This is a genomic window from Leisingera sp. F5 (assembly GCF_001593695.1).
The window spans coordinates 40,703-62,604 of the sequence record NZ_LUKH01000025.1 but is presented as its reverse complement, the minus strand read 5'-3'; the positions used below and the strand labels follow the sequence as shown (position 1 = coordinate 62,604).

Sequence of the window (21,902 nt, the reverse complement as noted above, 5' to 3'; positions counted from 1 at the left end):
ATGAAAATCACTCGTATCCGCGTTTTTCAAACCTGCCTGCCTTATGTGGGCGGCGCCTATGTCTGGGGCGCAGGCAAAGCCATTGAAACCGCCACGGCCTCGGTCGTGGTGATCGACACCGACGCAGGCTTGCAGGGCTGCGGCGAGTTCACCCCCTGCGGCGAGAACTACATGGTGGCCCATTCCGAAGGCGTGCCCGCCCTGGCCCGTCTGGTGGCACCTGCCCTCATTGGCGAGGACCCGCGGGACGTCGCCCGGATCGAGCGGATCATGGACCACCTGGTGCAGGGGCACGGCTATGCCAAGGGCCCGTTTGACGCCGCCTGCTGGGATATTCTGGGCCAGTCTCTGGATGCGCCGCTGTGGCGGCTTTGGGGCGGCAAGCTGACCGATGGCGCGCCGATGTACCGGGTGGCGCCGCAAAAGGGCACCGAGGAAACCATCGCCGAGATGAACCGCTACCGGGCACAGGGCTACCGCCAGTTCCAAGTCAAGGTGGGCGGCGACTGGGCGGCGGATATCGACCGCATCCGCTCCACCGTGCCGCTGCTGAAACCGGGTGAAAAGGCGATGGCCGATGCCAACCAGGGCTGGCGGGTCGACAACGCGCTGCGGGTAGCGCGGGCAACCAGGGATCTGGACTATATCCTCGAGCAACCCTGCCGCACTTACGAGGAATGCCAGCAGGTGCGGATGCGCACCGACCTGCCGATGAAGCTGGATGAATGCGTGACCGGCATGCACGCTGCCCAGCGCATCGTCGCCGATCACGGCGCCGATCTGGTCTGTCTCAAGATCTCCAACCTCGGCGGCATCTCCAAGGCACGCCGGGTGCGCGACTACCTGATCGAAAACCGCCTGCCGGTGGTGGCCGAAGACACCTGGGGCGGCGAGATTGCCAGCGCCACGTTGGCCCATTTCGCCGCCACCACGCCGAAGGAATATCTGCACAACACCACCGACCTGATGAACTACAACACCCGCTCCACCGGCATCGGCGGCCCGCGCGCCAGGAATGGCAAGCTCTATGCGCCGGATACGCCCGGGCTGGGTGTGACGCCCGACTTGGAAAGCCTCGGCGCCCCAATAGCCACGTTTGGAGAGAACCCCTGACGCCCAGCCTTCTTCTTCTGGCCTCAAATATCCCCGCCGGAGGCTCCCGCACCCGCAACAAGGATCACCGCCCATGAGTATCGCAGCCCAAGCCACCCGGATGATCGACGACGCCCGCGTGCGCGTAACCCGCTTCGACTTTGCCCCCGGTGCCGAGACCGGCTGGCACCGGCACGCGATGGACTATGTGATCACCGCCGTCACCGACTGCCATATGCGGCTGGAGATGCCGGGCGGCGAAGTAAATGACGTCACTGTCCCCGCGGGGACAGCCTACCGCCGCGACGAAGGCGTCGAGCATAATGTCATCAACGCAGGCAGCGCCCCGATGAGTTTCGTGGAAGTGGACCTGAAATGAAGATCACCCGGATCACTGTCTACCAGCTCGATATGCCGCTGGTCGAACCCTATTACCTGTCGGGCGGACGGCTGAAGTTCGAGAAACTCGACAGCACATTTGTGCGCGTTGATACCGACGAGGGCATCTCGGGCTGGGGCGAGGGCTGCCCCTGGGGGCATACCTATCTGCCCGCGCATGGGCCGGGGATCCGGGCCGGCACCGAAACAGTGGCGCCAGCCCTCATCGGGCTGGACCCGCGCAGCCTGGATCACGTGAACCGGGTTATGGATGTGCAGCTGCCGGGCCATCCGTATGTGAAATCCCCGATCGACATGGCCTGCTGGGACATTCTGGGCAAAGCCTCTGGCCTGCCGCTGTGGCAGCTGCTGGGCGGTGCAGAGGCGGTGCCAGTGCTGGTGAACTCATCAATCTCCACCGGCAGTCCGGAGGAAATGCTCGCGCTGATCGGACGTGCCGCACAGAAGGGTTATACCGTGCATTCGGCCAAGGTGGGCGGCACTGACATCGGCCTCGACATTGACCGGATCGAGGCGATTTCCGATGGCCTGCCCAAGGGGCACAAGGTGACCTTTGACGTGAACCGTGCCTGGCAGCCCGGCGTAGCTGTAGAGGTGCTGAACTCGGTCAAGGCCCGCGACTGGGTGGAGCAGCCCTGCGAGACGCTGGATCAATGCGCCCATGTGGCTGCCCGCGTCTCCAACCCGATTATGCTGGATGAATGCATGCACACATTCGGCGACCACCTGGAGGCCTGGAAGCGCGGCGCCTGCGAGGGCGTGAAGGTAAAGCCCAACCGCGTCGGCGGGCTGACCCGGGCACGGCAGATCCGCGACTTTGGCGTCTCGGTGGGCTGGCAGATGCATATCGAGGACCTGGGCGGCTCGGCTCTGGCGGATACCGCAGCGATCCACCTGGCGGCCTCGACGCCCGAGGCAAACCGGCTGGCCAGCTGGCTGTGCCACTACCATCTGGACGTGGACCCGGTGCCCGGCCAGGGCGCGCGCAACGACAGCGGCGTCGCTGTTCCCCCTTCGCTGCCCGGTCTTGGCGTGACCCCCGAGGAGGGCGCGTTCGGGGATCCGGTTGCAGTTTACGGAGGCTGAAGCGATGCCCGCGCGCCTGTTGCAGGAACTGACACATCTGGCAATCCGGACCAAAGGGCTGGGGTGGTTTGCCGCCCGGATGCAGGGATTGGCCGTGCTGGACGTGGAGCCCCGGCATTTGCCCGTTTGCAATAGAGTCAGCGAACTGGTCCCGGTCGTGTCACCTGCGGCACAGCCTGGGCCTGCTGTTTCGGCCGGCACGCTGCCGGTGGTTCAAGCCTTGGCAGAGGCAATTCAGCGTCTGCGCTGGCAGCAGAGTTATACCGAGGATGACGGCTTTTCCCGCGCGTGGCTGGACAATTACGGCTGGGTCAATCTGGTCTCGCCCGAAGGGCTGTACCGCAGCGATGAGATGCGCCTGTCCATCGGCTATTGGGGCGCCGGGCAGCATTACGATGAACATTCGCACGCGCCCGAGGAAACCTATCTGATCCTGGCAGGCCAGGCCCGGTTCCATTCCGAAGGCCGCCCGCCCCGGAATGCCGGGCCGGGAGACACCATCCACCACGCGCCGCATCAGAAACATGCCATAGATATGGTGCCGGGACCGCTGCTGGCGGCAGCCTTCTGGCGCGGTGAAGACCTGTTGAAGAAATCCGACTTGGGGACGACCACATGAAGATCACCCGAATTTCCCTGTGGCATGTGCCGCTGACCAGCCACACGGCCTATTACATGGCTGAGGGCAAGACCTGCGACACGGTCGAAAGCGTGGTGCTGGCGCTGGACACCGATACCGGCCTGACCGGCTGGGGCGAGGTTTGCCCGATCCCGCACTACCTGCCCGCCTATGCCCGCGGCGTGGTGCCTGCGGTCGAGGAGATGGCACAGGTGCTGCTGGGGGCCGATCCGGTGGGGCCGGAGGCGGTGATGGCGAAACTGGACAATTGGCTGCAGGGGCACGCTTATGCCAAATCCGCCATCGACATCGCCCTGTGGGACCTGACCGCGCAGGCAGCAAACCTGCCGCTTCATGCGCTCTTGGGCGGTCAGCGGCAGACAGATATGCCGCTTTATCACTCTATCACCTGCGTCGCTCCCGAGGAGATGTCCCGCATTGCCCGCGACGCCCAGGACGCCGGCATCAGCCAGTTTCAGGTAAAGCTCGGCGCCGACCGGGACTGGCAAGCGGACGCCGCCCGTCTGCGGATGGTGCGTGAGGCGGTGGGTGACGGCCCGCTGGTCTATGGCGACTGGAATTGCGGCGCTTCCTCGCTGGATGCGTCCCGCGTGGGCCGCGCGGTTGCCGGTCTGGACATCATGCTGGAACAGCCCTGCGCCACCATCGAGGATTGCGCCCGGGTGCGCGCCGCCTGCGGCCTGCCGATGAAGCTGGATGAAAACGCCCATGATACGGCTTCGCTGCTGGCAGGCCACGCGGCAGGCGTGATGGATGCAGTTGCCATCAAACTGTCGAAATTCGGCGGGTTGTCGGCCTCGCGCCGGGCCCGCGACCTGTGCCTGCACCTGGGCGCAAAGATGTGCATCGAGGACACCTGGGGCTCGGACATCACCACCGCTGCCCTGCTGCATCTGGGTGCGTCCACCGATCCGCTGCGGCTGATGAATGTCTGCGACCTGTCCTCTTATGTCAGCCCACGGCTGGACCCAGCCGGGCCGGAACGCCGCAATGGCCGTATCGCGCCGCCCGAAGGCCCCGGCCTCGGCGTGCGGCCCGACCGCGAGGGCCTGGGGGCTCCCGCAGCTGTGATCGATTAATTTTTGACTTATTGGTCAAATTTCACCTAACAATGGGCAACCCGCCCTCAACAGGAACCGAAGACATGGAAAAGATCCTCACTCAGGCCGAATGGACCGAACGTGCCCGCGCGGTGCTGCCCGCGGGCGGCTTTGGCAATTTCGATCCCGGTATCGTCATCCGCGAGGGCAAGGGCTCGCGCGTGTGGGATGAAGACGGGAAGGAGTATATCGACTATCTGATCGGCTCCGGCCCGATGATGCTGGGGCATGGCCACCCTGAGGTGATGGAGGCGGTGCTGGAGCAGTTGCCGAAGGGCATGACCTTTTTTGCCAGCAATGCCCGCGGCATTGAGCTGGCCGAGGAAATCTGCCGCGCGGTGCCTTGCGGTGAGCAGCTGCGCTATGTCTCCACCGGCGGCGAGGCGGACATGTATGCGATCCGGCTGGCGCGGGCCTTCACCGGGCGCACCAAGATCGTCAAGTTCGAAGGCGGCTATCACGGCATGTCGGCGGAGGCTCAGATGAGCCTGGCGCCCTCGGTGCGTGTGAACTTCCCGCAGGCGGTGCCGGACAGCGCAGGTATCCCGCCATCGGTGGCTGCCGAGGTGCTGGTCGCGCCGTTCAACGACTTTGAGTACATCAAGCAGCTAATGGCCGAGCACGGCCACGAGATTGCCGCGATCATCGCCGAACCGCTGCAGCGCATCGTGCCGCCGCTGCCGGGTTTCCTGGAGCTTCTGCGCGAGGAAACGCAGAAGCACGGCAGCCTGTTGATCTTTGACGAAGTTGTGACCGGATTCCGCTCCACCTATGGCGGCGGGCAAGAGCTGTATGGCGTGACGCCGGATCTGGCGACGCTGGGCAAGGTGATCGGCGGCGGCTTCCCGCTGGCGGCCATCGTGGGCCGCGCCGATGTCATGCAGCATTTCGACAAGGCGCAGGTCGGCGCCGAGGGCTGGCTGATGCAGCTGGGCACGCTGTCGGGCAACCCGGTGGCGGCTGCGGCCGGCCTCAAGACCATGGAGGTTCTGCGCCGCGAGGGTGCCTATGACCGGCTGAACAGAACCGGCAAGCGGCTGATGCAGGCAACCAGTGCCGCACTGGAAGAGGCCGGGGTACCGTTCCGGATCGTCGGTGAGCCTGCGCTGTTCGAAGTTGTGTTCACGGACAGCAAAGTTCGGGACTACCGCGACACCCAAGCAGGCAATGCGGAACGCACCAGGCGGTACAATGCCGTGCTGCGCGCGGAGGGTATTTTCAAGTCGCCAGGCAAAACCTATGCAAGCCTGGCATTGACCGAAGAGGATCTGGAACAGACCGAAGCAGCCATCCGCAAGGCGGCAATGGCTCTGGACTGATCAAGGCGGTTCTGGCTGGGCCTTTCCGCGGGCGGAGGCCCGGCACCGGCCTGTTTTGCCGAGGGAAAACCGTTGGCTTGACGGAACGGGCAGGCTTCACCGCTCATCTGATCATGCCGCGCCCAGGCTTTCGGCCAGCTCCTGGATCTGGCGCCAGGTCTCCATTGGCACCGCGATCCGTCCCTCCGATGCAGTGCGATGATTGCGTTCACGCTCTCCCGGGATCTCCACCCGCTCAACCCCCGGTGCCGGCGGGCAGCTGCGCAGATCGGCCAGCACCTCTTCGGCCGCAGCCTGCATGGCTGGTGCGTCGCGGAACCGGGCGGCCTCCAGGGTGATCAGCAGCCAGTTGCATTCGGTTGTGGACGGCCCCAGCATCGCCTCGCCGATGAGTTCAGCCACCAGCGCCAGCGCATAGCCCTTTTGTGCGCCAGCAGGCAGGATGGCGCCGCCCGCAAAATAGTCTTCGGGATCGCGGGTCGGGTTGCCATTGCGGTCGATCACGCAGCCCTCTGGCAGCAGCGCGCCTGCGGATTTCGCGGCGTAGATCCAGCCGCCGGCAATTTTGGATGTCGCAAAGTCCAGCACCACCGGCCCCTGCGCGCCTCCCGGGATGCCTGCGCACCAGGGGTTGGTCGGCAATTTGGCCTGCGCGCCGCCATGGGGCGCCACCTGGCGCCAGGTCTGACGGTTGCCGCCGCACATGCAGATGGTCAGAAAACCCTGCTCTGCTACCATGTCGGCAAAGGCGCCATGGCGGCCGGTGTGGCCCGCATGACGGATGGAAAGCGCCGAAATCCCGCGTTCCCGCGCCTCCGCGATGCCGGTTTCGTAGGCAAGCTGCATCGCCGGGATGCCAATACTGCCGCCGCCCTCGACCCGCATTACACCGCGGCTGTCCCGGAAGGCACGCGCCGTACCCTTGGGGTCAAGATAGCCTGACCGCGTTTGGTTGGCATATTCCAGCACCCGCATCACGCCGTGGCTTTCCACGCCGCACAGGCTGGTGTCGGTCAAATGATGCGCCACCTGCGCCGAGACTTCAGGGCTGTACCCCAGGCTAACGAAAATTTTGCGGATCAGGCCTTCCGCCTCAGCCGCTTCAACGGATGTGCGGCTCCCCCGCAGGGTGAGCTTGGAAGCTGTTGGTTGCATCAACGCGTACGCCCCCAATTGAGTATTGGACCCTGGCTGCTGTGTGAGAGAGAATAATCTGCCATGCCGCGTACTCCGCCCCCCTGCCTGTACCAATCACTCTACGATCTTGCAGCAACAGGAAAAGAAGACAACTTTGAACAACCTATGCTGCAAGGATTGCTATCCCGTTCCACCAGATTGCCGCCATTCAGGCCGTTGCGCGCCGCCTTGGGCATTCACGGGCGGCGCAGGAGCGATGGGGGGCCTGAACAGGACTGCCGCCGGGGTCAGGCCTTGGCAGCGGTGACGATAAACTCGACCAGAAAATCCTCGCGGGCCAGCTTCGCCTCGCCGCAGGCGCGTGCCGGGGTGTGGCCTTCAGGGATCCAGGCGTCCCAAACAGCGTTCATCTCGGCAAAATCCTTCATGTCGGCAAGCCAGATCACCGTCTGCAGGATGCGGGTCTTGTCGCTGCCTGCCTCTGCCAGCAGCGCGTCGATCTTGCCCAGGCAGTCCTGGGTCTGCTGCGCCACGCTGGCACCGGCAGTGCCGACCTGGCCTGCCAGATAGATGGTATCGCCGTGGGTCACGATCTGGCTCATGCGCGGGCCAATATGTTTGCGGGTAATGTCAGGCATCCCGTTATCTCCCTTTGACTGATTGAGACGTCTTGTGTTTGTGCGCAGGGCTACTGGGTCAGCAGCCAGTCATCCCCCGACGGGCAAAACCTGCGCCGGACCTGCTTGGGGTCCTGGCTATCTTTGAGGAAGGCCTGATGCTGCAAGAGCAAGCAATCGCCCTCCTTGCCGGCCACCCGAACCTCACCATATGCACCACTGTCCGGATTGGTCCATTTGGCCCGTTTCCCAGTGCCGCCCTGCGCCTCGGCCAAAAGGGACTTTTCGGCTTGGCGCATGATGTTAGTGTCCTGCGGAGTCAGCCCTGACTTGGCCAGAATACGGCTGAGCGGGTTGGCCGCGGCGGGTGCTGCGGCGAGCGCGGCCAGCATCAGAAATCCGATTAGTCGCATTTGAATACTCCTGCCTGAAGGAAACCGGCTTGGTGCCCAGTAAGGCGCAACCGGAGGGCAATGTCCATGCAGCAGCCTGTTTTCTGATCAGGAGAACTTCCGGAACAGGCGGGTCATGTCGAACAGCTCATCCAGGCGGTCGTAGCGGTCCTTGGTTTTGTCCCAGCTTTCCTCCTGGGTGGCCGCGATCATCGCCTCCAAGAGCATCATAGTGGAGATGTTGGAGTCCCAGGCAGATGGGATCTCGACCCAGCAGTTGAAGGTATGTTCGGCAACCGACGCAATCGGGCTGGCCCATTGATCCGTGATAAGAACAATTTTCACCCCGCGTTCAGAGGCGAGTTCAGCCAAGCGCTGCAGGTTGGTTTCATAGCGGCGCACGTCGAACAACAGCAACGTGTCGCCCTCGACCATATCCAGCACATAGTGCGGCCAAGTGGCGGAGGAAGACGTCATATGGGTGACCCGCTGCCGGATCGCCTGGAAATGGGTAAAGGCGTAATCCGCCAGTGCCCTGGTGATGCGGCCGCCAACCACATAAAGCCGCCCCTCGGTGTTTGACAGCTGATGCACCGCCGCATCGAACTGTGCGGTGTCGATGTTGGAAAACGTCTGTTGCAGGTTGTCGGTCACAGCCTGTGCAAATCTGTTCAGCAGGTGACCCTCGGGCGCCTCGGTCGCCCAATTGTCGCGCCGCTTGGTCGGACCGGAGACTTTGGCCTCCAGTTCCTTCAGCAGTGCCTGATGGAATTGCGGGTACCCTTTGAAGCCCAGTTTCTGCACCATCCGCGCCACGGTCGGTGTCGAGACATCAGCATTGCCGGCCACAATGGTGATCGAAGCCAATCCTGCCGCAGGGTAATTTTCCAGCAGCAGATTTGCGAACTTGCGTTCGGACTGGGTGAGCGCGGAATAGCTCTCGCGGATCAACTCGCGAACGGTGGCTGGCGGTTTCGTCAACGGGGCATTCCTGCTTTGAACAGACACTTTCCTATCCGGGTCCGGCCTGAAAAGAAAGTTTCAGGAATCTCTGTGCGAAACCGGTCATGAAAAGATATTGACACAAATATCTCTTCATGGAAAGATTTTTCCAAATCGCAGGGAGGCAGCATATGCGAGAGAGCGATTCTCACGCTCAGGGGGAGGCAGTGGAGGTGGTGAACCGTGAGGGCCCCAGCCCGGTTCTGCTACTGTGCGAGCACGCTTCCAGCAATATCCCGGCACGCTATAACGGACTGGGGCTGCGGGGCGAGGACCGGCTGAGCCATGCCGCCTGGGATCCCGGCGCGCGGGCCATTGCTCTGCATATGTCCCAAGTGCTGAATGCCCCGCTGGTGGCCAGCACCGTGTCGCGGCTGGTCTACGACTGCAACCGCCCGCCCGAGGCCGCCAGCGCCATGCCGGAGAAATCCGAACTGGTAGAGGTACCGGGCAACAAAGGCCTGACCGCAGCGCAACGGCAGGAGCGTACGGACACGGTCTATAAGCCGTTTTGCAACACTGTCGCCGGGTTGATCAAGACCCGCAAAGTTGCCGGGCTGCAAACCGTTCTGGTTACCATGCACAGCTTCACCCCGGTCTATTACGGCGAGAACCGCGCGGTGGAGATCGGCATCCTGCACGACGCCGACAGCCGCCTGGCCGACGCAATGCTGGCCGCAGCCCCTGCCCTGCCGCACCGCAGGGTGGAGCGCAATGAACCCTATGGCCCTGCAGATGGCGTCACCCATTCGCTGAAAATCCACGGATTGGCGCATGGGCTGGCCAATGTGATGATTGAAATCCGCAATGATCTGGTCGCAACACCGGAAGAGGAAGAGGCCATGGCAGAAGAAATGCTGACATTGCTGCGCCCGGCCCTGGCCGCGCTGACGGCTGAGGGAGGCCGTGATGCCTAAACTAATAAGGGCCTATGTACGCGGCATCGACGCGATGAATCGTTTCATCGGCCGTTTTGCCATGTATCTGATCTTTGCCCTGATCGGGGTCCTCTTGTGGTCGTCGGTGTCCAAGACCTTTTTCGACCCGTCGCACTGGACGCTGGAGACGGCGCAGTTTGTGATGGTAGCCTATTACATTCTGGGCGGACCATATTCGATCCAGATGGGATCAAATGTGCGGATGGATCTGTTTTATGGCGCCTGGTCGACAAAAACCAAGGCGATGGTCGATGCTTTCACCGTGCTGTTCCTGATCACTTACCTGGTGATCCTGATGTACGGGGCACTCAGCTCCACCGCCTATTCCCTGGGTTACTTCGGGCTGGAGCCGGTGCAGTTCTTTTGGGACCTGCTCAAAACCCTGCTGAGCGAGGGCCCCGCCGCTGCGGGTGAAAAGATCGGCTATCTCGAGCGCAGCTCCACCGCCTGGCGGCCGTTCCTGTGGCCTGTCAAAACCATCCTCTGCTTCGGCGTCTTTCTGATGCTGCTGCAATGCCTTGCCGAATTGTTCCGGGATATCGGACGCCTGCGCGGAGTTGAAATCTGATGTCCTATGAATGGATTGCTATCGTCATGTTTGCCGGCATGATGCTGATGCTGATGACCGGCCAGAGGGTGTTTGGCGCCATCGGCTTTGTCGGCGCGGTTGCGGGCATGCTCTTGTGGGGCACCGGCGGGGTGGAGATCCCCTTCTCCGCGGCGATGAAGCTGATGAAGTGGTATCCGCTGCTGACCCTGCCGATGTTCATTTTCATGGGCTACGTGCTGTCGGAATCAAAGATTGCTGACGACCTTTACCGGATGTTCCACGTGTGGATGGGGCCGGTGAAAGGCGGGCTCGCCATCGGCACGATCGGCCTGATGGTATTGATCTCGGCGATGAATGGCCTGTCAGTGGCAGGCATGGCGATTGGCGCGACCATCGCGCTGCCGGAACTGCTGCGCCGCGGCTATGACAAGATCCTGGTGACCGGCACCATTCAAGCGGGTTCCTCCCTTGGCATCCTGGTGCCGCCCTCGGTGGTTCTGGTGCTTTATGCGATGATCGCCCGCCAGCCGGTGGGCCAGCTGTGGCTGGCAGGCGTGATCCCCGGCCTGCTGATGGCTACGATGTTCATTATCTACATCTATGTCCGCTCCCGCATGCAGCCCGATCTGGGTCCGGCCATGCACCCCGAGGATCTGGCCAAATACGAGCAGATCACCGACCACCCGCTGCGCCTGAACTACATCATTTTGGGTGCGCTGGTGCTGGTGCCGCTGCTGATCAAAACCGGCGCGCTGGAGGCCAAACCCGCGCTTGGCCTGGCGCTTGCCTTGGGCGCGCTGTCCTTCCTGACCCGTAAGAATGCCCTGTTCTACAAAGACGTGTTCATGAAGGAGAAGTACCGTCTGCTGTTCTCCGGAGTGCTGCCCTTGGCGATTTTCGCCGCCATGATGGTGCCCTTTGTGAACGGCTGGACCTCGCTGGTTGAAAGCTCGGCGATTGGCGCCATGACTGCCTTTATTGCCGCGGTGCTTAAGGGGCGGATGACCAAGGACGTGTTCGAAACCTCGGTGCGCTCAACCCTTGGCATCTCCTGCATGTTTATGTGGATCATCCTGGCAGCCCTTGCCTTTGGAGCGATCTTTGACGGCCTTGGCGCGGTCAAGGCTATCGAAGACCTGTTCACCACCAAGCTGGGCCTGTCCCCCTGGATGATCCTGATCCTGATGCAGCTGAGCTTCATCGTGATGGGCACCTTCCTGGATGACACCGCGATGCTGGTGATCGTCGCGCCGCTTTATGTGCCGCTGGTGGGAGCGCTTGGCTTCGATCTGATCTGGTATGGTGTGCTGTACACCATCACCACCCAGATCGCCTATATGACGCCGCCCTTCGGCTATAACCTGTTCCTGATGCGGGCGATGGCGCCGCCGGAAATCGGGCTGAAGGACATCTATGTCTCGATCATCCCGTTTGCTGCAGTGATGGTGCTGGCGCTGGCCCTGATCATGATATTCCCGCAAATCGCCCTGTGGCTGCCGGAATATGTCTACGGAAGATAACCAAGCAAGAGTCCTGCCAAGGGGCCCGATATTTCAACAAGGAGTGAGAATAATGACAACAAGACGTAAGTTTCTGAAGACCGCGGGCGTTGGCGCCATGGCGGCACCGCTGGCCACCCCGGCCCTTGCCCAATCCACCATCACATGGCGGATGCAGACCTATGCCGGCGCGGCACTGGGTGAACATGTGATCAAACCCGCCATCGACATGTTCAACAAGATCGCCGGCGACCGGATGCAGATCGAGCTGTTCTACGCCGATCAGCTGGTCCCCACCGGTGAGCTGTTCCGCGCCATGCAGCGCGGCACCATCGACGCGGTGCAGTCGGATGATGACTCGATGGCCTCGCCCACCGAGGTCACCGTGTTCGGCGGCTACTTCCCCTTCGCCTCGCGCTACTCGCTGGACGTGCCGGTCCTGTTCAACCAGTACGGCCTGAACGAGATCTGGGACGCGGAATATTCCAAGGTCGGCGTCAAGCACATCTCGGCCGGCGCCTGGGACCCCTGCCATTTTGCCACCAAGGACCCGATCAACTCGCTGGCGGATCTGAAGGGCAAGCGCGTCTTCACCTTCCCGACCGCGGGCCGCTTCCTGTCGCAGTTCGGCGTGGTGCCGGTCACCCTGCCCTGGGAAGACATCGAAGTCGCGGTGCAGACCGGCGAGCTGGACGGCATCGCCTGGTCCGGCATCACCGAGGATTACACCGTCGGCTGGTCCAAGGTCACCGACTATTTCCTGACCAACAACATCTCCGGCGCCTGGGCGGGGTCGTTCTTTGCCAACCAGGGCCGCTGGAATGAACTGCCGGAAGACCTGCAGACCCTGTTCCGTGTCTGCTGCGACCAGTCGCACTACTACCGCCAGTGGTGGTACTGGGGCGGTGAAGCCAACCTGCGCGTCAACGGCAGCGACATGAAACTGACCACCATTCCGGATGACGAATGGGCACAAGTCGAAGACGCGGCAGTGAAGTTCTGGGACGAGATCGCAGCCGAATCCGAAACAAAGGCAAAGGTTGTCGAGATCTTCAAGAAGTACAACGCCGACATGCAAAAAGCGGGCCGCCCCTACCGCTACGGCTAAGGGACTGGTTGAAAAACAGGATTTGGCCTGCACCGCAGCGGGCCAAATTCCTTACTCAAGGAATTTGCCAAAACTTTTGAGGAAAAGTTTTGGCCTGAACACGCAAAGGGCTGCTCATGCTCTCCTTCGATGATTTGAAATCCCAGGTTTCTTCGGGTCTGGTCGACACGGTTCTGGTGTGTCTTGTGGACATGCAGGGACGGCTGATGGGCAAGCGTTTCCACGCCAAGCATTTCGTTGCTGGCGCCTGGGAAGAGACCCATTGCTGCAACTATCTGCTGGCGACGGACCTGGAGATGGCGACTCCGGATGGCTATGCCTCGACCAGCTGGGAAAACGGCTATGGCGATTATGTGATGAAGCCGGATCTGGCGACGCTGCGCCCGGTGCCGTGGCTGGAAGGTACCGTGATGGTGCTGTGCGACGTGCTGGATCACCATTCCCACGAGGAGATTTCACATTCGCCGCGCGCGATCCTGAAACGCCAGGTGAACCGGCTTAAGGCGATGGGCTATGACGCCATGTGCGCCACTGAGCTTGAGTTTTTCCTTTTTGAGAAGAGCTTTGACGAGATCCGCAAATCGGGCTTTCGCGATTTGGCGCCGATCTCGGGCTACAACGAGGATTACAGCATCCTGCAAACCTCCCGCGAGGAGCATGTGATGCGCCCGATCCGCAACCACTTGTGGGATGCGGGCCTGCCGATTGAGAACTCCAAGGGCGAGGCAGAGACCGGCCAGGAAGAGCTGAACATCAAATACGCCGCGGCGATGGACACGGCGGAGTACCACACCATCGCGAAACACGCGGTGAAGGAAATCGCCCACCAGCAAGGCCATGCGGTAACCTTCCTGCCGAAATGGAGCCACGATAAAGTCGGCTCTTCCAGCCATGTGCATCAGTCGCTGTGGCAGGACGGCAAGCCCGCGTTTCATGACCCGTCAGATGAGCTGGGCATGTCGCAGCTGATGAAAAACTACATGGGTGGGTTGCTGAAATACGCGCCCGACTACACCGCCTTCATGGCGCCTTACATCAACAGCTACAAACGGTTCATGAAGGGCACCTTTGCGCCGACCCGCATCATCTGGTCGGTGGACAACCGCACTGCGGGTTACCGGCTCTGCGGCGACGGCACAAAGGCGATCCGGGTCGAATGCCGCATTCCGGGCTCCGACATGGACCCCTATTTGGCGATGGCAGGCATGCTGGCGGCGGGCATTGCCGGCATTGAGGAAGGACTGGACTTGCAGCCGCCTGCCAAGGGGGATGTCTACCAGGGCGACAGCGGCATGATCCCCGGCACCCTGCGCGATGCAGCGGCGGCGCTGAAAGGCTCTGCGATGCTGCGTGCGGCTTTGGGTGATGAGGTGGTGGACCACTACGTGCGCGCCGCCGAGGTGGAGATCGAGGAGTTTGACCGCGTGGTTACCGATTACGAGATCGCGCGCGGCTTCGAGCGGGCGTGATCCGGCCCCGGCGGACCGGGGGCCAGCCCCCTGACCCCCGAGGTATTTTTGACCAGAAAGAAGCAGGGGCGGCAGTGCCTCTTGGAATGGAGTTGATGGCATGGGCCAGACACTGAAGTGCATCTCGCCGATCGACGGATCGGTTTTTGCCGAACGCGAAACCTTGTCGCGCGAGGCGGCTTTTGACGCGGCGGCGCGCGCCCGAGCGGCCCAGACCGCCTGGGCCGCTCGCTCCCTGCAGGAGCGGATCGGCCTGGTGATGGCAGGCGTCGCTGCCGTTGGCGCGATGAACGATGAAATCGTGCCGGAACTGGCCCATATGATGGGCCGGCCGGTGCGTTATGGCGGCGAGTTCGGCGGCTTTAACGAACGTGCCTCGCATATGGCGAAGATTGCTGTGGAATCGCTGGCCGATATCGAGGTTGGCGAGGACGCCGGTTTCAAACGCTATATCAGGCGTGTCCCGCATGGGGTCGTGCTTGTCGTGGCGCCATGGAACTACCCCTATATGACCGCAATCAACACTGTGGCCCCGGCCCTGATCGCAGGCAATGCAGTGGTGCTGAAGCACGCCACCCAGACGCTGCTGGCAGGCGAGCGAATGGCGCAGGCTTTTGCTTCGGCGGGTGTGCCTGCGGATGTGTTCCAGAATGTCTTTTTGGACCATGACACCACCTCGGCACTGATTGCAGAGAAGGCGTTCAATTTCGTGAATTTCACCGGATCAGTGGGCGGCGGCCAGGCGATGGAACGTGCAGCGGCGGGCACTTTCACCGGCGTCGGCACCGAGCTGGGCGGCAAGGATCCGGGCTATGTGATGGAGGACGCTGATCTGGACGCGGCGGTGGACACGCTGATTGACGGCGCGATGTTCAACTCCGGCCAGTGCTGCTGCGGTATCGAGCGGATCTATGTGCATGAAAGCCTCTATGACGCCTTCCTGGAGAAGGCCATTGCCATCGTGAAGGGCTACAAGCTGGGCAACCCGCTGGATGCGGAGACCACCATCGGCCCGATGGCCAATGTGCGGTTTGCAGGCGAAGTACGCGGCCAGATCGCCGAGGCGGTCGAGGCTGGCGCCGTGGCCCATATCGAAACCTTTGCCGAAGACGATGGCGGCGCCTATCTGACACCCCAGATCCTGACGGGAGTCACCCATGACATGCGGGTGATGCGCGAGGAAAGCTTTGGCCCGGTGGTGGGCATCATGAAGGTCTCCTCCGACGAGGAAGCCATCCGGCTGATGAATGACAGCGACTTCGGCCTCACCGCCTCGCTCTGGACCAGGGACGTGGAACGGGCGCAAGCCGTCGGGGACCGGATCGAGACCGGCACCGTGTTCATGAACCGCGCCGATTATCTGGATCCGGGCCTGTGCTGGACCGGCTGCAAGGACACCGGCCGCGGCGGCGGGTTGTCGGTCATCGGCTATCACAATCTGACCCGCCCGAAGTCTTACCACCTCAAGAAGGTGACCGGCTGAAGGCGGCCCCGCCCGCCCCGGCGTCTCCTCCCCGGGGCGGGCCATTGCATCAAAGGAACGACGACATGAGCCTTAACGGAAACTGGTCCTACCCGACCGCAATCAAATTCGGCGCCGGCCGGATCAAGGAACTGGCCGAGGCTTGCGCCGCTGCCGGCATCACCAAGCCCTTGCTGGTCACCGACAAGGGGCTGGCCGATCTGCCTGTCACCCAGGGCACCCTCGACATCATGGAAGCCGCTGGGCTGGGCCGCGGTATGTTCTCGGACGTGGATCCGAACCCGAATGAAAAAAACCTGGACGCCGGTGTCGAAGCCTATAAAGCGGGCGGCCATGACGGGGTGATCGCCTTTGGCGGCGGCTCGGGACTGGACTTGGGTAAGATGGTGGCCTTCATGGCCGGTCAGACCCGCCCGGTCTGGGATTTTGAGGACATCGGCGACTGGTGGACCCGCGCCGATGCCGATGCCATCGCGCCGATCATCGCGGTGCCGACCACCGCAGGCACCGGATCTGAAGTGGGCCGTGCCAGCGTCATCACCGACAGTGTCAGCCACCAGAAGAAGATCATCTTCCACCCCAAGGTACTGCCGGCGGTGGTGATCTGCGATCCCGAGCTGACGGTGGGCATGCCCAAATTCATCACCGCAGGCACCGGCCTGGATGCCTTTGCCCATTGCGTTGAGGCGTTTTCCAGCCCGCACTACCACCCGATGTCGCAGGGCATCGCGCTGGAGGGGATGCGGCTGGTCAAGGACTACCTGCCGCGCGCCTATGCCGACGGTACCGATATCGAGGCGCGCGCGCAGATGATGTCTGCCGCGGCGATGGGGGCCACCGCCTTCATGAAGGGCCTCGGCGCCATCCACGCGATGAGCCACCCCATCGGCGCCCATTTCAACACCCACCATGGCACCACCAATGCGGTCTGCATGCCAGCGGTTCTGGAATTCAACGCGCCCGCAATCGCGGACCGGTTCACCATGGCGGCAGCATACCTGGGAATTGAAGGCGGCTTTGACGGCTTCTGTACCTTTGTGCAGGAGCTGAACGATAGCCTTGGGATTCCCCGCAAGCTGGCAGATCTGGGCGTCACCGAAGCGGCCATCCCCGACTTGGTCAAAGGCGCCATCATCGACCCCTCCTGCGGCGGCAACCCGATTGAACTGACTGAGGAGAACCTCACCCAGCTGTTCAAGGCTGCGATTTAAGCAAGGGCTTTTTGCCGGATTTCAGCGCTCTCCGCCCGGCGGGGAGCGCTTTTTCATTCCGGCACAGCATCAGCCGCTGACGTAGACCTTGTCCTTGGGGTAGTAGAAAATCTTCTGATTGTGCAGCCGGCCCAAAAGCTCGTGCACGCGGCGCAGCGTCTCGTCCTCGCTGCTGCCCGCTGCCGGTTGGGCCTCTGACAGAGTGTCCCTTGTGGTTTGCAGGGCGGTCTCTATCAGCTCCATATCCGTAACGGACAGTTCGAACATGTCGTTGTACTGGGGCATCTGAGCTCCTTTTCCGGTTGGCTGGTCTGAACTGGCTGCCTACAGGCTGCCCCATGGCGGGCCGCAAAGCCACAGGAAAGCGCCCAAAAACAGCCCCGCCCTGCCCCGAATGCCGGAAACGCCGCCGGTTTCAGCCACTGGGGAGCTGTCAGAGCGTCTCACCCAGGCTGATCGCGGGGCACAGCCGGTCGAACACCAGACTGTCCGTGCTGCCAGCCTCGCGCGATTGCAGGATGACCCGCGCTGCGCGCTCGCCAATCTCACGGCGGCAGGCGTCCGTTGTGGCCAGTTGCTGCGGCATGCCCTGCAGGATCTGCAGATTGTTGAAGCCGGCCAGCGCAATATCGCCCGGCACCGACAGGCCTGCGGCCAGGCAATGCATCAAGCCGCCAACACTCATCACGTCGCTGGAATAGTAGATGCAATCAAGCTCCGGGCTGCGCTCCAGCATCTGCGATGTCAGCTGGCGGCCGGTCAGAATCGCGCTTTCGCCGGCGTAGTGCTCAATATCACCTAGGGCGACACCCTGGGCGGCCAGACCATCCGTGAAGCCGTCAAAGCGTTTCCGGGCGCGGAAGTCCTGCGGCATCTTGGTGCCGATGAAGCCGATCTTGCGGTAACCGCAGGCCAGAATTTGATCTGCCATGTCGCGGCCTGCCTGCAGATGCGAAATGCCGACGCAGTGGCGGACCGGGTCGCCGTCCACATCCATCACCTCGACCACCGGACAGTCGGCCTGCTGCAGCATCCGCCGTGTCGTCCCGGTATGTTCCAGACCTGCGGCAATCAACCCGGACGGGCGCCAGCTGAGCATTTCGCGGATAACGCCTTCCTCTTCCTCAAGGTCATATCCGGAGATCCCCACCACCGGCTTCAGCGGGCTGCCCTTCAGAACGGCGGAGATACCCGAGAGCACCTCAGGAAAGACAAAGCTGTTCAGCGACGGCACCACCACCGCCACCAGATTGACCGATTGCGAAGACAGCGAGCCGGCAATCCGATTGGGCACATAGCCATGGCTGCGGGCGATCTCTTCGACCTTGGCCTTGGTTTTGGCGGACACATCCGGGGCCCCGCGCAGGGCGCGGGAGGCGGTCATCTCGCTGACGCCGGCCAGGTGGGCCACGTCTTTCAGCAGCAGTTTCTTGGTCATGCGCCCATGGTCAAGCAGTTTGCGGGCAGCCGCAAGGGCTGCTCTGCCGGCACAGGGGTTGATTTTCGCACCCGTTATCGATATCGGTATCGCAAACGTTATCGATACCGGAATCATCCCGGTCCAGCAGCCAGAGGTGAGGCATGACACTGAAAATCGCAATCAACGGATTTGGACGGATTGGCCGCGGGGTGCTGCGGGCGCTTCTGGAAAGCAGCGAACAAGACATCGAAGTTGTTGCCATCAACGACCTGTCGCCGCCCGAGACCCTGGTGCATCTGTTGAAATACGACAGCGTGCATGGACGCCTGAAGACGCCCGTGTTCCTGGCCGATGACCTGATCCGGGTGGGCCGTCACAGCATCCGGCTGAGCGCCATCCGCAATCCGGAGGAGCTGCCCTGGCAGGATGTCGATATCGCCTATGAATGCACCGGACTGTTCACGGCCCGCGGTGACGCTGTGCGGCATCTAAAGAACGGTTCCAAACGGGTGCTGATCTCCGCCCCCGGCAAAGATGCCGACCGCACCGTGGTCTACGGCGTCAACCACATGGATCTGACGGCGGACGATATGATCGTCTCCAACGCCTCCTGCACCACCAACTGCCTGGCGCCGCTGGCCAAGGTTCTGGACGACGCCTTTGGCATCAAAACCGGCTACATGACCACGATCCACGCCTATACCGGCGACCAGCCGACCCATGACACCAGCCACTCGGACCTGTACCGCGCCCGCGCTGCTTCGCTGTCGATGATCCCCACCTCTACCGGAGCGGCCCGGGCGATCTCCGAGGTGCTGCCGCATCTGAAGGGGCGGCTGGAGGGTTCGGCAATCCGCGTGCCCACCGCGAATGTGTCCGTGGTGGACCTCAGTTTTGTGCCGGAACGCGCCGCCACTGTGGAAACCGTGAATGCCGCAGTGAAAGCAGCAGCAGAAAGTCGGCTGGCAGGTATCCTGTCCTATGAAGAAGACCCGCTGGTCTCGGTCGATTTCAACCACGACCCGCATTCCAGCTGTTTTGCTGCGGCACAGACTGCTGTCACCGCCGAAGGGCTGGTGCGGGTGGTCAGCTGGTATGACAACGAATGGGGATTCTCCAATCGCATGGTGGATACTGGCCGCCGCATCGGCGAGGTGATGAAGTCTGCCGAGGTGGCACTGGCCAGCTGACAGGGACCAGCTGGCAGGAGCCAGTTGACGGGGACCAGCTGGCAGGAGCCAGTTGACGGGGACCTCCCGCCCGTCGTCCAGCCCCCATGGGTGCCTCCTCCCGTTGGGCCCGGCGCCGCGCTGACGCGCGGCGCTGCTGCGTTCCGCCGCTGACCCTCCGTGCCGTCTGCCGGACAAGACCAGCTGGCGCAAAAGCTGCCTCCAGGATGCGCCAAATCAAACTCCACGCAGCGAAGCGCTGGCATACCGCGCTGAATTGCGCCAGAACAGGCGCAAAGCATGACCAGCTACAGGAGCAAAAACGGCGTGACCATCTCCCGTGAAACCGTCCTTGAGGCGCTCAAGTCTATTGCCGACCCTGTCAGCGGCAATGATATCGTCAGCGCAGGCATCGCCCGCGCAGTGACCGTCGAGGGCAGCACCGTCCGCTTTGTGCTGGAGATCGACCCTGACAAGTCCGAGGCTTATGGCCCGGTCCGCGATCAGGCTGACGCCGCGGTGGCTGCGCTGGCGGGGGTCGAGAGGGTCTCGGCCATGCTGACCGCCCATTCGCAGAAGGCGCCGCCGGATCTGAAGCCCAAACAACCCGCCCAGGCCCAGCAGCAGACCTCACCGCAGAAGGTCCCGGGCGTGGCACGGATCCTGGCGGTGGCCTCCGGCAAAGGCGGGGTTGGAAAGTCCACCGTTTCGGCCAATATTGCCTGCGCGCTGGCAATGCAGGGGCGCAAAGTGGGGCTGCTGGATGCCGATGTTTACGGCCCGTCGCAACCCAAGATGCTGGGTGTCAGCGGACGGCCAGCCAGCCCTGATGGCAAGACCATCCTGCCTTTGCGCAACCATGGCGTCACCATGATGTCGATGGGTCTGATGACCGGCGAAGACCAGGCGGTGATCTGGCGCGGCCCGATGCTGATGGGCGCGCTTCAGCAGATGCTCTTGCAGGTGCAATGGGGTGAGCTGGACGTGCTGATCGTCGACCTGCCGCCGGGCACCGGCGACGTGCAGATGACGCTAGCGCAAAAGACCCATGTGGACGGGTCCATTGTGGTCTCCACCCCGCAGGATGTGGCGTTGATCGACGCGCGCAAGGGCATCGACATGTTCCGCAAAATGAACGTGCCGGTCCTGGGCATGATTGAAAACATGTCGACCCACATCTGCTCAAACTGCGGCCACGAAGAACATGTCTTCGGCCATGGCGGCGTGGCTCAGGAGGCCAAGAAGCTGGGCGTGCCGCTGCTGGGCGAGGTGCCACTGCATCTGGATGTGCGCCTGGCCGGCGACAACGGCACTCCAATTGTGGCAGCGCAGCCCGACAGCGCCCAGGCCAAAGTGTTTCTTGATATCGCCACCCAGCTGGTGGACGCAGGCGCCGCCTGAGGGACACAACTTTAAGCCGTCCCCCGGTCAAAGGCCGCAAAGCGGCGGCGCGTAGCGCCGTTCACCCTTGAGGCGGGGATGGCAGACAATACAATGAACACGGCGCTTGAAGGGCAGAATTGCCCATCAAGCGCGTCTCAGCAGGCCCTTCTCGCCGCGCAGCGGCGCCACGCCCAACTGTGAGGGGCATTCTATGAATGCGCAGGAACAGGCGGGAGCCTCCCGCCCGCCGGATCAGGCATATTTCTCCAGAAACGCCTCCGCCCGCAAGGTTCGGAAATCCGGCAACGCGGCGCGCAAGGTTTCGTGGTCCCAATCCCACCAGGCCAGATCCATCATCTGCCCGGCGACAGCCTCGGTATAGCGGCGGCGGATCACTTTAGCGGTGTTGCCTCCCACAATCGTGTAGGGCGCCACATCCTTGGTCACGATGGCGCCCGAAGCCACAACCGCACCATGACCGATGATCACCTCGGGCTTGATGATCGCAGCATGGCCGATCCATGTGTCATGGCCGACAAAGGCCGTGCGCCCGGCGCGGCGGGAGAACCACTCTGCATCCTGCTCCGCATCGTCCCAGTAGTCGCCCGAACGATAGTGGAAATGGTGCAGCGAGGCCTTCTCCATCGGGTGATCGGTCGCGCCGATCCGGACAAAACTGGCAATATTGGCAAACTTGCCGATCTCCGCGTTGGCGATATCGCAGGTACGGTCGCAATAGCTGTAGTTGCCAACCGCTGAATTCGCGATCCGGCTGCCTGCGCCGATCTCCACATAGCGCCCGAACCGGCTGTCTGTGATCTGGCATTCCGGGTGAAGGAACGGGGCTTCTGCCTGCAAACGGGCCATGGTCTTTCCTCTGAAACTTCC

The 21,902-nt window shown here is 62.6% G+C and carries 22 protein-coding genes; 15 read left to right on the top strand and 7 right to left on the bottom strand.

The features are described 5' to 3' along the window. From A2I95_RS17105 to A2I95_RS17080, 6 genes are all read left to right on the top strand, one after another. On the top strand, positions 1–1,113 hold the full coding sequence (locus A2I95_RS17105) for a mandelate racemase/muconate lactonizing enzyme family protein (RefSeq protein WP_291731375.1): 1,113 nt from the start codon (positions 1–3) through the stop codon (positions 1,111–1,113). Between the two features lie 73 nt (positions 1,114–1,186). Next, complete coding sequence (locus A2I95_RS17100; RefSeq protein WP_291731373.1) at positions 1,187–1,471, top strand: cupin domain-containing protein; 285 nt, start codon at positions 1,187–1,189, stop codon at positions 1,469–1,471. Then, positions 1,468–2,577 (top strand): mandelate racemase/muconate lactonizing enzyme family protein, encoded by a 1,110-nt coding sequence (locus tag A2I95_RS17095; RefSeq protein ID WP_291731371.1) that lies wholly within the window; start codon positions 1,468–1,470, stop codon positions 2,575–2,577. Before A2I95_RS17100 ends, A2I95_RS17095 begins: the two co-directional genes overlap by 4 nt. A gap of 4 nt (positions 2,578–2,581) precedes the next feature. Beyond that, positions 2,582–3,196, top strand: coding sequence for a dimethylsulfonioproprionate lyase family protein (locus tag A2I95_RS17090; protein ID WP_291731369.1), 615 nt, complete (start codon positions 2,582–2,584; stop codon positions 3,194–3,196). After that, on the top strand, positions 3,193–4,296 hold the full coding sequence (locus A2I95_RS17085) for a mandelate racemase/muconate lactonizing enzyme family protein (RefSeq protein ID WP_291731367.1): 1,104 nt from the start codon (positions 3,193–3,195) through the stop codon (positions 4,294–4,296). The genes A2I95_RS17090 and A2I95_RS17085 overlap by 4 nt, the downstream gene beginning before the upstream one ends. Positions 4,297–4,361: 65 nt before the next feature. Next, positions 4,362–5,636, top strand: a complete 1,275-nt coding sequence (locus A2I95_RS17080; RefSeq protein WP_291731365.1) for an aspartate aminotransferase family protein — start codon at positions 4,362–4,364, stop codon at positions 5,634–5,636. A 111-nt stretch (positions 5,637–5,747) separates the two neighbouring features. Here the strand turns inward: A2I95_RS17080 and A2I95_RS17075 are convergent, their stop codons facing one another. The 4 genes from A2I95_RS17075 to A2I95_RS17060 all read right to left on the bottom strand — a co-directional run bounded on the left by A2I95_RS17075 (position 5,748) and on the right by A2I95_RS17060 (position 8,763). Continuing rightward, positions 5,748–6,791, bottom strand: a complete 1,044-nt coding sequence (locus A2I95_RS17075; protein ID WP_291731363.1) for an Ldh family oxidoreductase — start codon at positions 6,789–6,791, stop codon at positions 5,748–5,750. A gap of 269 nt (positions 6,792–7,060) precedes the next feature. After that, positions 7,061–7,411 carry a RidA family protein gene (locus tag A2I95_RS17070; protein WP_291731361.1) on the bottom strand — a complete coding sequence of 117 codons (351 nt, stop codon included), beginning with the start codon at positions 7,409–7,411 and terminating at the stop codon, positions 7,061–7,063. Positions 7,412–7,461: 50 nt separating this feature from the next. Further along, positions 7,462–7,803: a hypothetical protein gene (locus A2I95_RS17065; protein ID WP_291731359.1), complete on the bottom strand. Its 342-nt coding sequence runs from the start codon at positions 7,801–7,803 to the stop codon at positions 7,462–7,464. Between the two features lie 87 nt (positions 7,804–7,890). Then, entirely contained in the window at positions 7,891–8,763 is an 873-nt protein-coding gene (locus A2I95_RS17060) for a MurR/RpiR family transcriptional regulator (protein ID WP_291731356.1), read from the bottom strand. A gap of 152 nt (positions 8,764–8,915) precedes the next feature. On the opposite strand from A2I95_RS17060, the gene A2I95_RS17055 reads away from it, so the two are divergent. The 7 genes from A2I95_RS17055 (at position 8,916) to A2I95_RS17025 (ending at position 17,042) form a co-directional block, all read left to right on the top strand. After that, on the top strand, positions 8,916–9,701 hold the full coding sequence (locus tag A2I95_RS17055; protein WP_291731354.1) for an N-formylglutamate amidohydrolase: 786 nt from the start codon (positions 8,916–8,918) through the stop codon (positions 9,699–9,701). Next, complete coding sequence (locus A2I95_RS17050; RefSeq protein WP_291731353.1) at positions 9,694–10,290, top strand: TRAP transporter small permease subunit; 597 nt, start codon at positions 9,694–9,696, stop codon at positions 10,288–10,290. Before A2I95_RS17055 ends, A2I95_RS17050 begins: the two co-directional genes overlap by 8 nt. After that, positions 10,290–11,792: a TRAP transporter large permease subunit gene (locus tag A2I95_RS17045; protein WP_291731351.1), complete on the top strand. Its 1,503-nt coding sequence runs from the start codon at positions 10,290–10,292 to the stop codon at positions 11,790–11,792. Before A2I95_RS17050 ends, A2I95_RS17045 begins: the two co-directional genes overlap by 1 nt. 52 nt (positions 11,793–11,844) lie before the next feature. After that, positions 11,845–12,879, top strand: coding sequence for a TRAP transporter substrate-binding protein (locus A2I95_RS17040; protein ID WP_291731350.1), 1,035 nt, complete (start codon positions 11,845–11,847; stop codon positions 12,877–12,879). Positions 12,880–12,995: 116 nt separating this feature from the next. After that, positions 12,996–14,348 (top strand): glutamine synthetase family protein, encoded by a 1,353-nt coding sequence (locus tag A2I95_RS17035; protein ID WP_291731348.1) that lies wholly within the window; start codon positions 12,996–12,998, stop codon positions 14,346–14,348. Between the two features lie 100 nt (positions 14,349–14,448). After that, entirely contained in the window at positions 14,449–15,831 is a 1,383-nt protein-coding gene (locus A2I95_RS17030) for an aldehyde dehydrogenase family protein (RefSeq protein ID WP_291731346.1), read from the top strand. Positions 15,832–15,896: 65 nt separating this feature from the next. Next, positions 15,897–17,042, top strand: coding sequence for an iron-containing alcohol dehydrogenase (locus A2I95_RS17025; protein WP_291731344.1), 1,146 nt, complete (start codon positions 15,897–15,899; stop codon positions 17,040–17,042). 69 nt (positions 17,043–17,111) lie between these two features. Here the strand turns inward: A2I95_RS17025 and A2I95_RS17020 are convergent, their stop codons facing one another. Continuing rightward, entirely contained in the window at positions 17,112–17,327 is a 216-nt protein-coding gene (locus A2I95_RS17020) for a hypothetical protein (protein WP_027256338.1), read from the bottom strand. A 148-nt stretch (positions 17,328–17,475) separates the two neighbouring features. Beyond that, positions 17,476–18,480 carry a LacI family DNA-binding transcriptional regulator gene (locus tag A2I95_RS17015; RefSeq protein WP_291731341.1) on the bottom strand — a complete coding sequence of 335 codons (1,005 nt, stop codon included), beginning with the start codon at positions 18,478–18,480 and terminating at the stop codon, positions 17,476–17,478. Positions 18,481–18,623: 143 nt separating this feature from the next. Between A2I95_RS17015 and gap the strand changes: the two genes are divergently transcribed. Continuing rightward, a complete protein-coding gene (gene gap, locus A2I95_RS17010) occupies positions 18,624–19,652 on the top strand; it encodes a type I glyceraldehyde-3-phosphate dehydrogenase (RefSeq protein ID WP_291731338.1) in 1,029 nt (342 codons plus the stop codon). 306 nt (positions 19,653–19,958) lie between these two features. Beyond that, the gene (locus tag A2I95_RS17005; protein ID WP_291731395.1) at positions 19,959–21,032 is read left to right on the top strand and encodes an Mrp/NBP35 family ATP-binding protein; all 1,074 of its coding nucleotides are present in this window, start codon (positions 19,959–19,961) and stop codon (positions 21,030–21,032) included. Between the two features lie 234 nt (positions 21,033–21,266). Here the strand turns inward: A2I95_RS17005 and A2I95_RS17000 are convergent, their stop codons facing one another. After that, positions 21,267–21,881: a chloramphenicol acetyltransferase gene (locus tag A2I95_RS17000; RefSeq protein ID WP_291731336.1), complete on the bottom strand. Its 615-nt coding sequence runs from the start codon at positions 21,879–21,881 to the stop codon at positions 21,267–21,269. Between the last annotated feature and the right edge of the window lie 21 nt (positions 21,882–21,902).

What these genes read in the sequence shown, in the direction of transcription:
- A2I95_RS17105 (WP_291731375.1), top strand. Translation starts at nt 1, where the DNA reads ATGAAAATCACTCGTATCCGCGTTTTTCAAACCTGCCTGCCTTATGTG.
- A2I95_RS17100 (WP_291731373.1), top strand. Translation starts at nt 1,187, where the DNA reads ATGAGTATCGCAGCCCAAGCCACCCGGATGATCGACGACGCCCGCGTG.
- A2I95_RS17095 (WP_291731371.1), top strand. Translation starts at nt 1,468, where the DNA reads ATGAAGATCACCCGGATCACTGTCTACCAGCTCGATATGCCGCTGGTC.
- A2I95_RS17090 (WP_291731369.1), top strand. Translation starts at nt 2,582, where the DNA reads ATGCCCGCGCGCCTGTTGCAGGAACTGACACATCTGGCAATCCGGACC.
- A2I95_RS17085 (WP_291731367.1), top strand. Translation starts at nt 3,193, where the DNA reads ATGAAGATCACCCGAATTTCCCTGTGGCATGTGCCGCTGACCAGCCAC.
- A2I95_RS17080 (WP_291731365.1), top strand. Translation starts at nt 4,362, where the DNA reads ATGGAAAAGATCCTCACTCAGGCCGAATGGACCGAACGTGCCCGCGCG.
- A2I95_RS17075 (WP_291731363.1), bottom strand. Translation starts at nt 6,791, where the DNA reads ATGCAACCAACAGCTTCCAAGCTCACCCTGCGGGGGAGCCGCACATCC.
- A2I95_RS17070 (WP_291731361.1), bottom strand. Translation starts at nt 7,411, where the DNA reads ATGCCTGACATTACCCGCAAACATATTGGCCCGCGCATGAGCCAGATC.
- A2I95_RS17065 (WP_291731359.1), bottom strand. Translation starts at nt 7,803, where the DNA reads ATGCGACTAATCGGATTTCTGATGCTGGCCGCGCTCGCCGCAGCACCC.
- A2I95_RS17055 (WP_291731354.1), top strand. Translation starts at nt 8,916, where the DNA reads ATGCGAGAGAGCGATTCTCACGCTCAGGGGGAGGCAGTGGAGGTGGTG.
- A2I95_RS17050 (WP_291731353.1), top strand. Translation starts at nt 9,694, where the DNA reads ATGCCTAAACTAATAAGGGCCTATGTACGCGGCATCGACGCGATGAAT.
- A2I95_RS17045 (WP_291731351.1), top strand. Translation starts at nt 10,290, where the DNA reads ATGTCCTATGAATGGATTGCTATCGTCATGTTTGCCGGCATGATGCTG.
- A2I95_RS17040 (WP_291731350.1), top strand. Translation starts at nt 11,845, where the DNA reads ATGACAACAAGACGTAAGTTTCTGAAGACCGCGGGCGTTGGCGCCATG.
- A2I95_RS17035 (WP_291731348.1), top strand. Translation starts at nt 12,996, where the DNA reads ATGCTCTCCTTCGATGATTTGAAATCCCAGGTTTCTTCGGGTCTGGTC.
- A2I95_RS17030 (WP_291731346.1), top strand. Translation starts at nt 14,449, where the DNA reads ATGGGCCAGACACTGAAGTGCATCTCGCCGATCGACGGATCGGTTTTT.
- A2I95_RS17025 (WP_291731344.1), top strand. Translation starts at nt 15,897, where the DNA reads ATGAGCCTTAACGGAAACTGGTCCTACCCGACCGCAATCAAATTCGGC.
- A2I95_RS17020 (WP_027256338.1), bottom strand. Translation starts at nt 17,327, where the DNA reads ATGCCCCAGTACAACGACATGTTCGAACTGTCCGTTACGGATATGGAG.
- A2I95_RS17015 (WP_291731341.1), bottom strand. Translation starts at nt 18,480, where the DNA reads ATGACCAAGAAACTGCTGCTGAAAGACGTGGCCCACCTGGCCGGCGTC.
- gap (WP_291731338.1), top strand. Translation starts at nt 18,624, where the DNA reads ATGACACTGAAAATCGCAATCAACGGATTTGGACGGATTGGCCGCGGG.
- A2I95_RS17000 (WP_291731336.1), bottom strand. Translation starts at nt 21,881, where the DNA reads ATGGCCCGTTTGCAGGCAGAAGCCCCGTTCCTTCACCCGGAATGCCAG.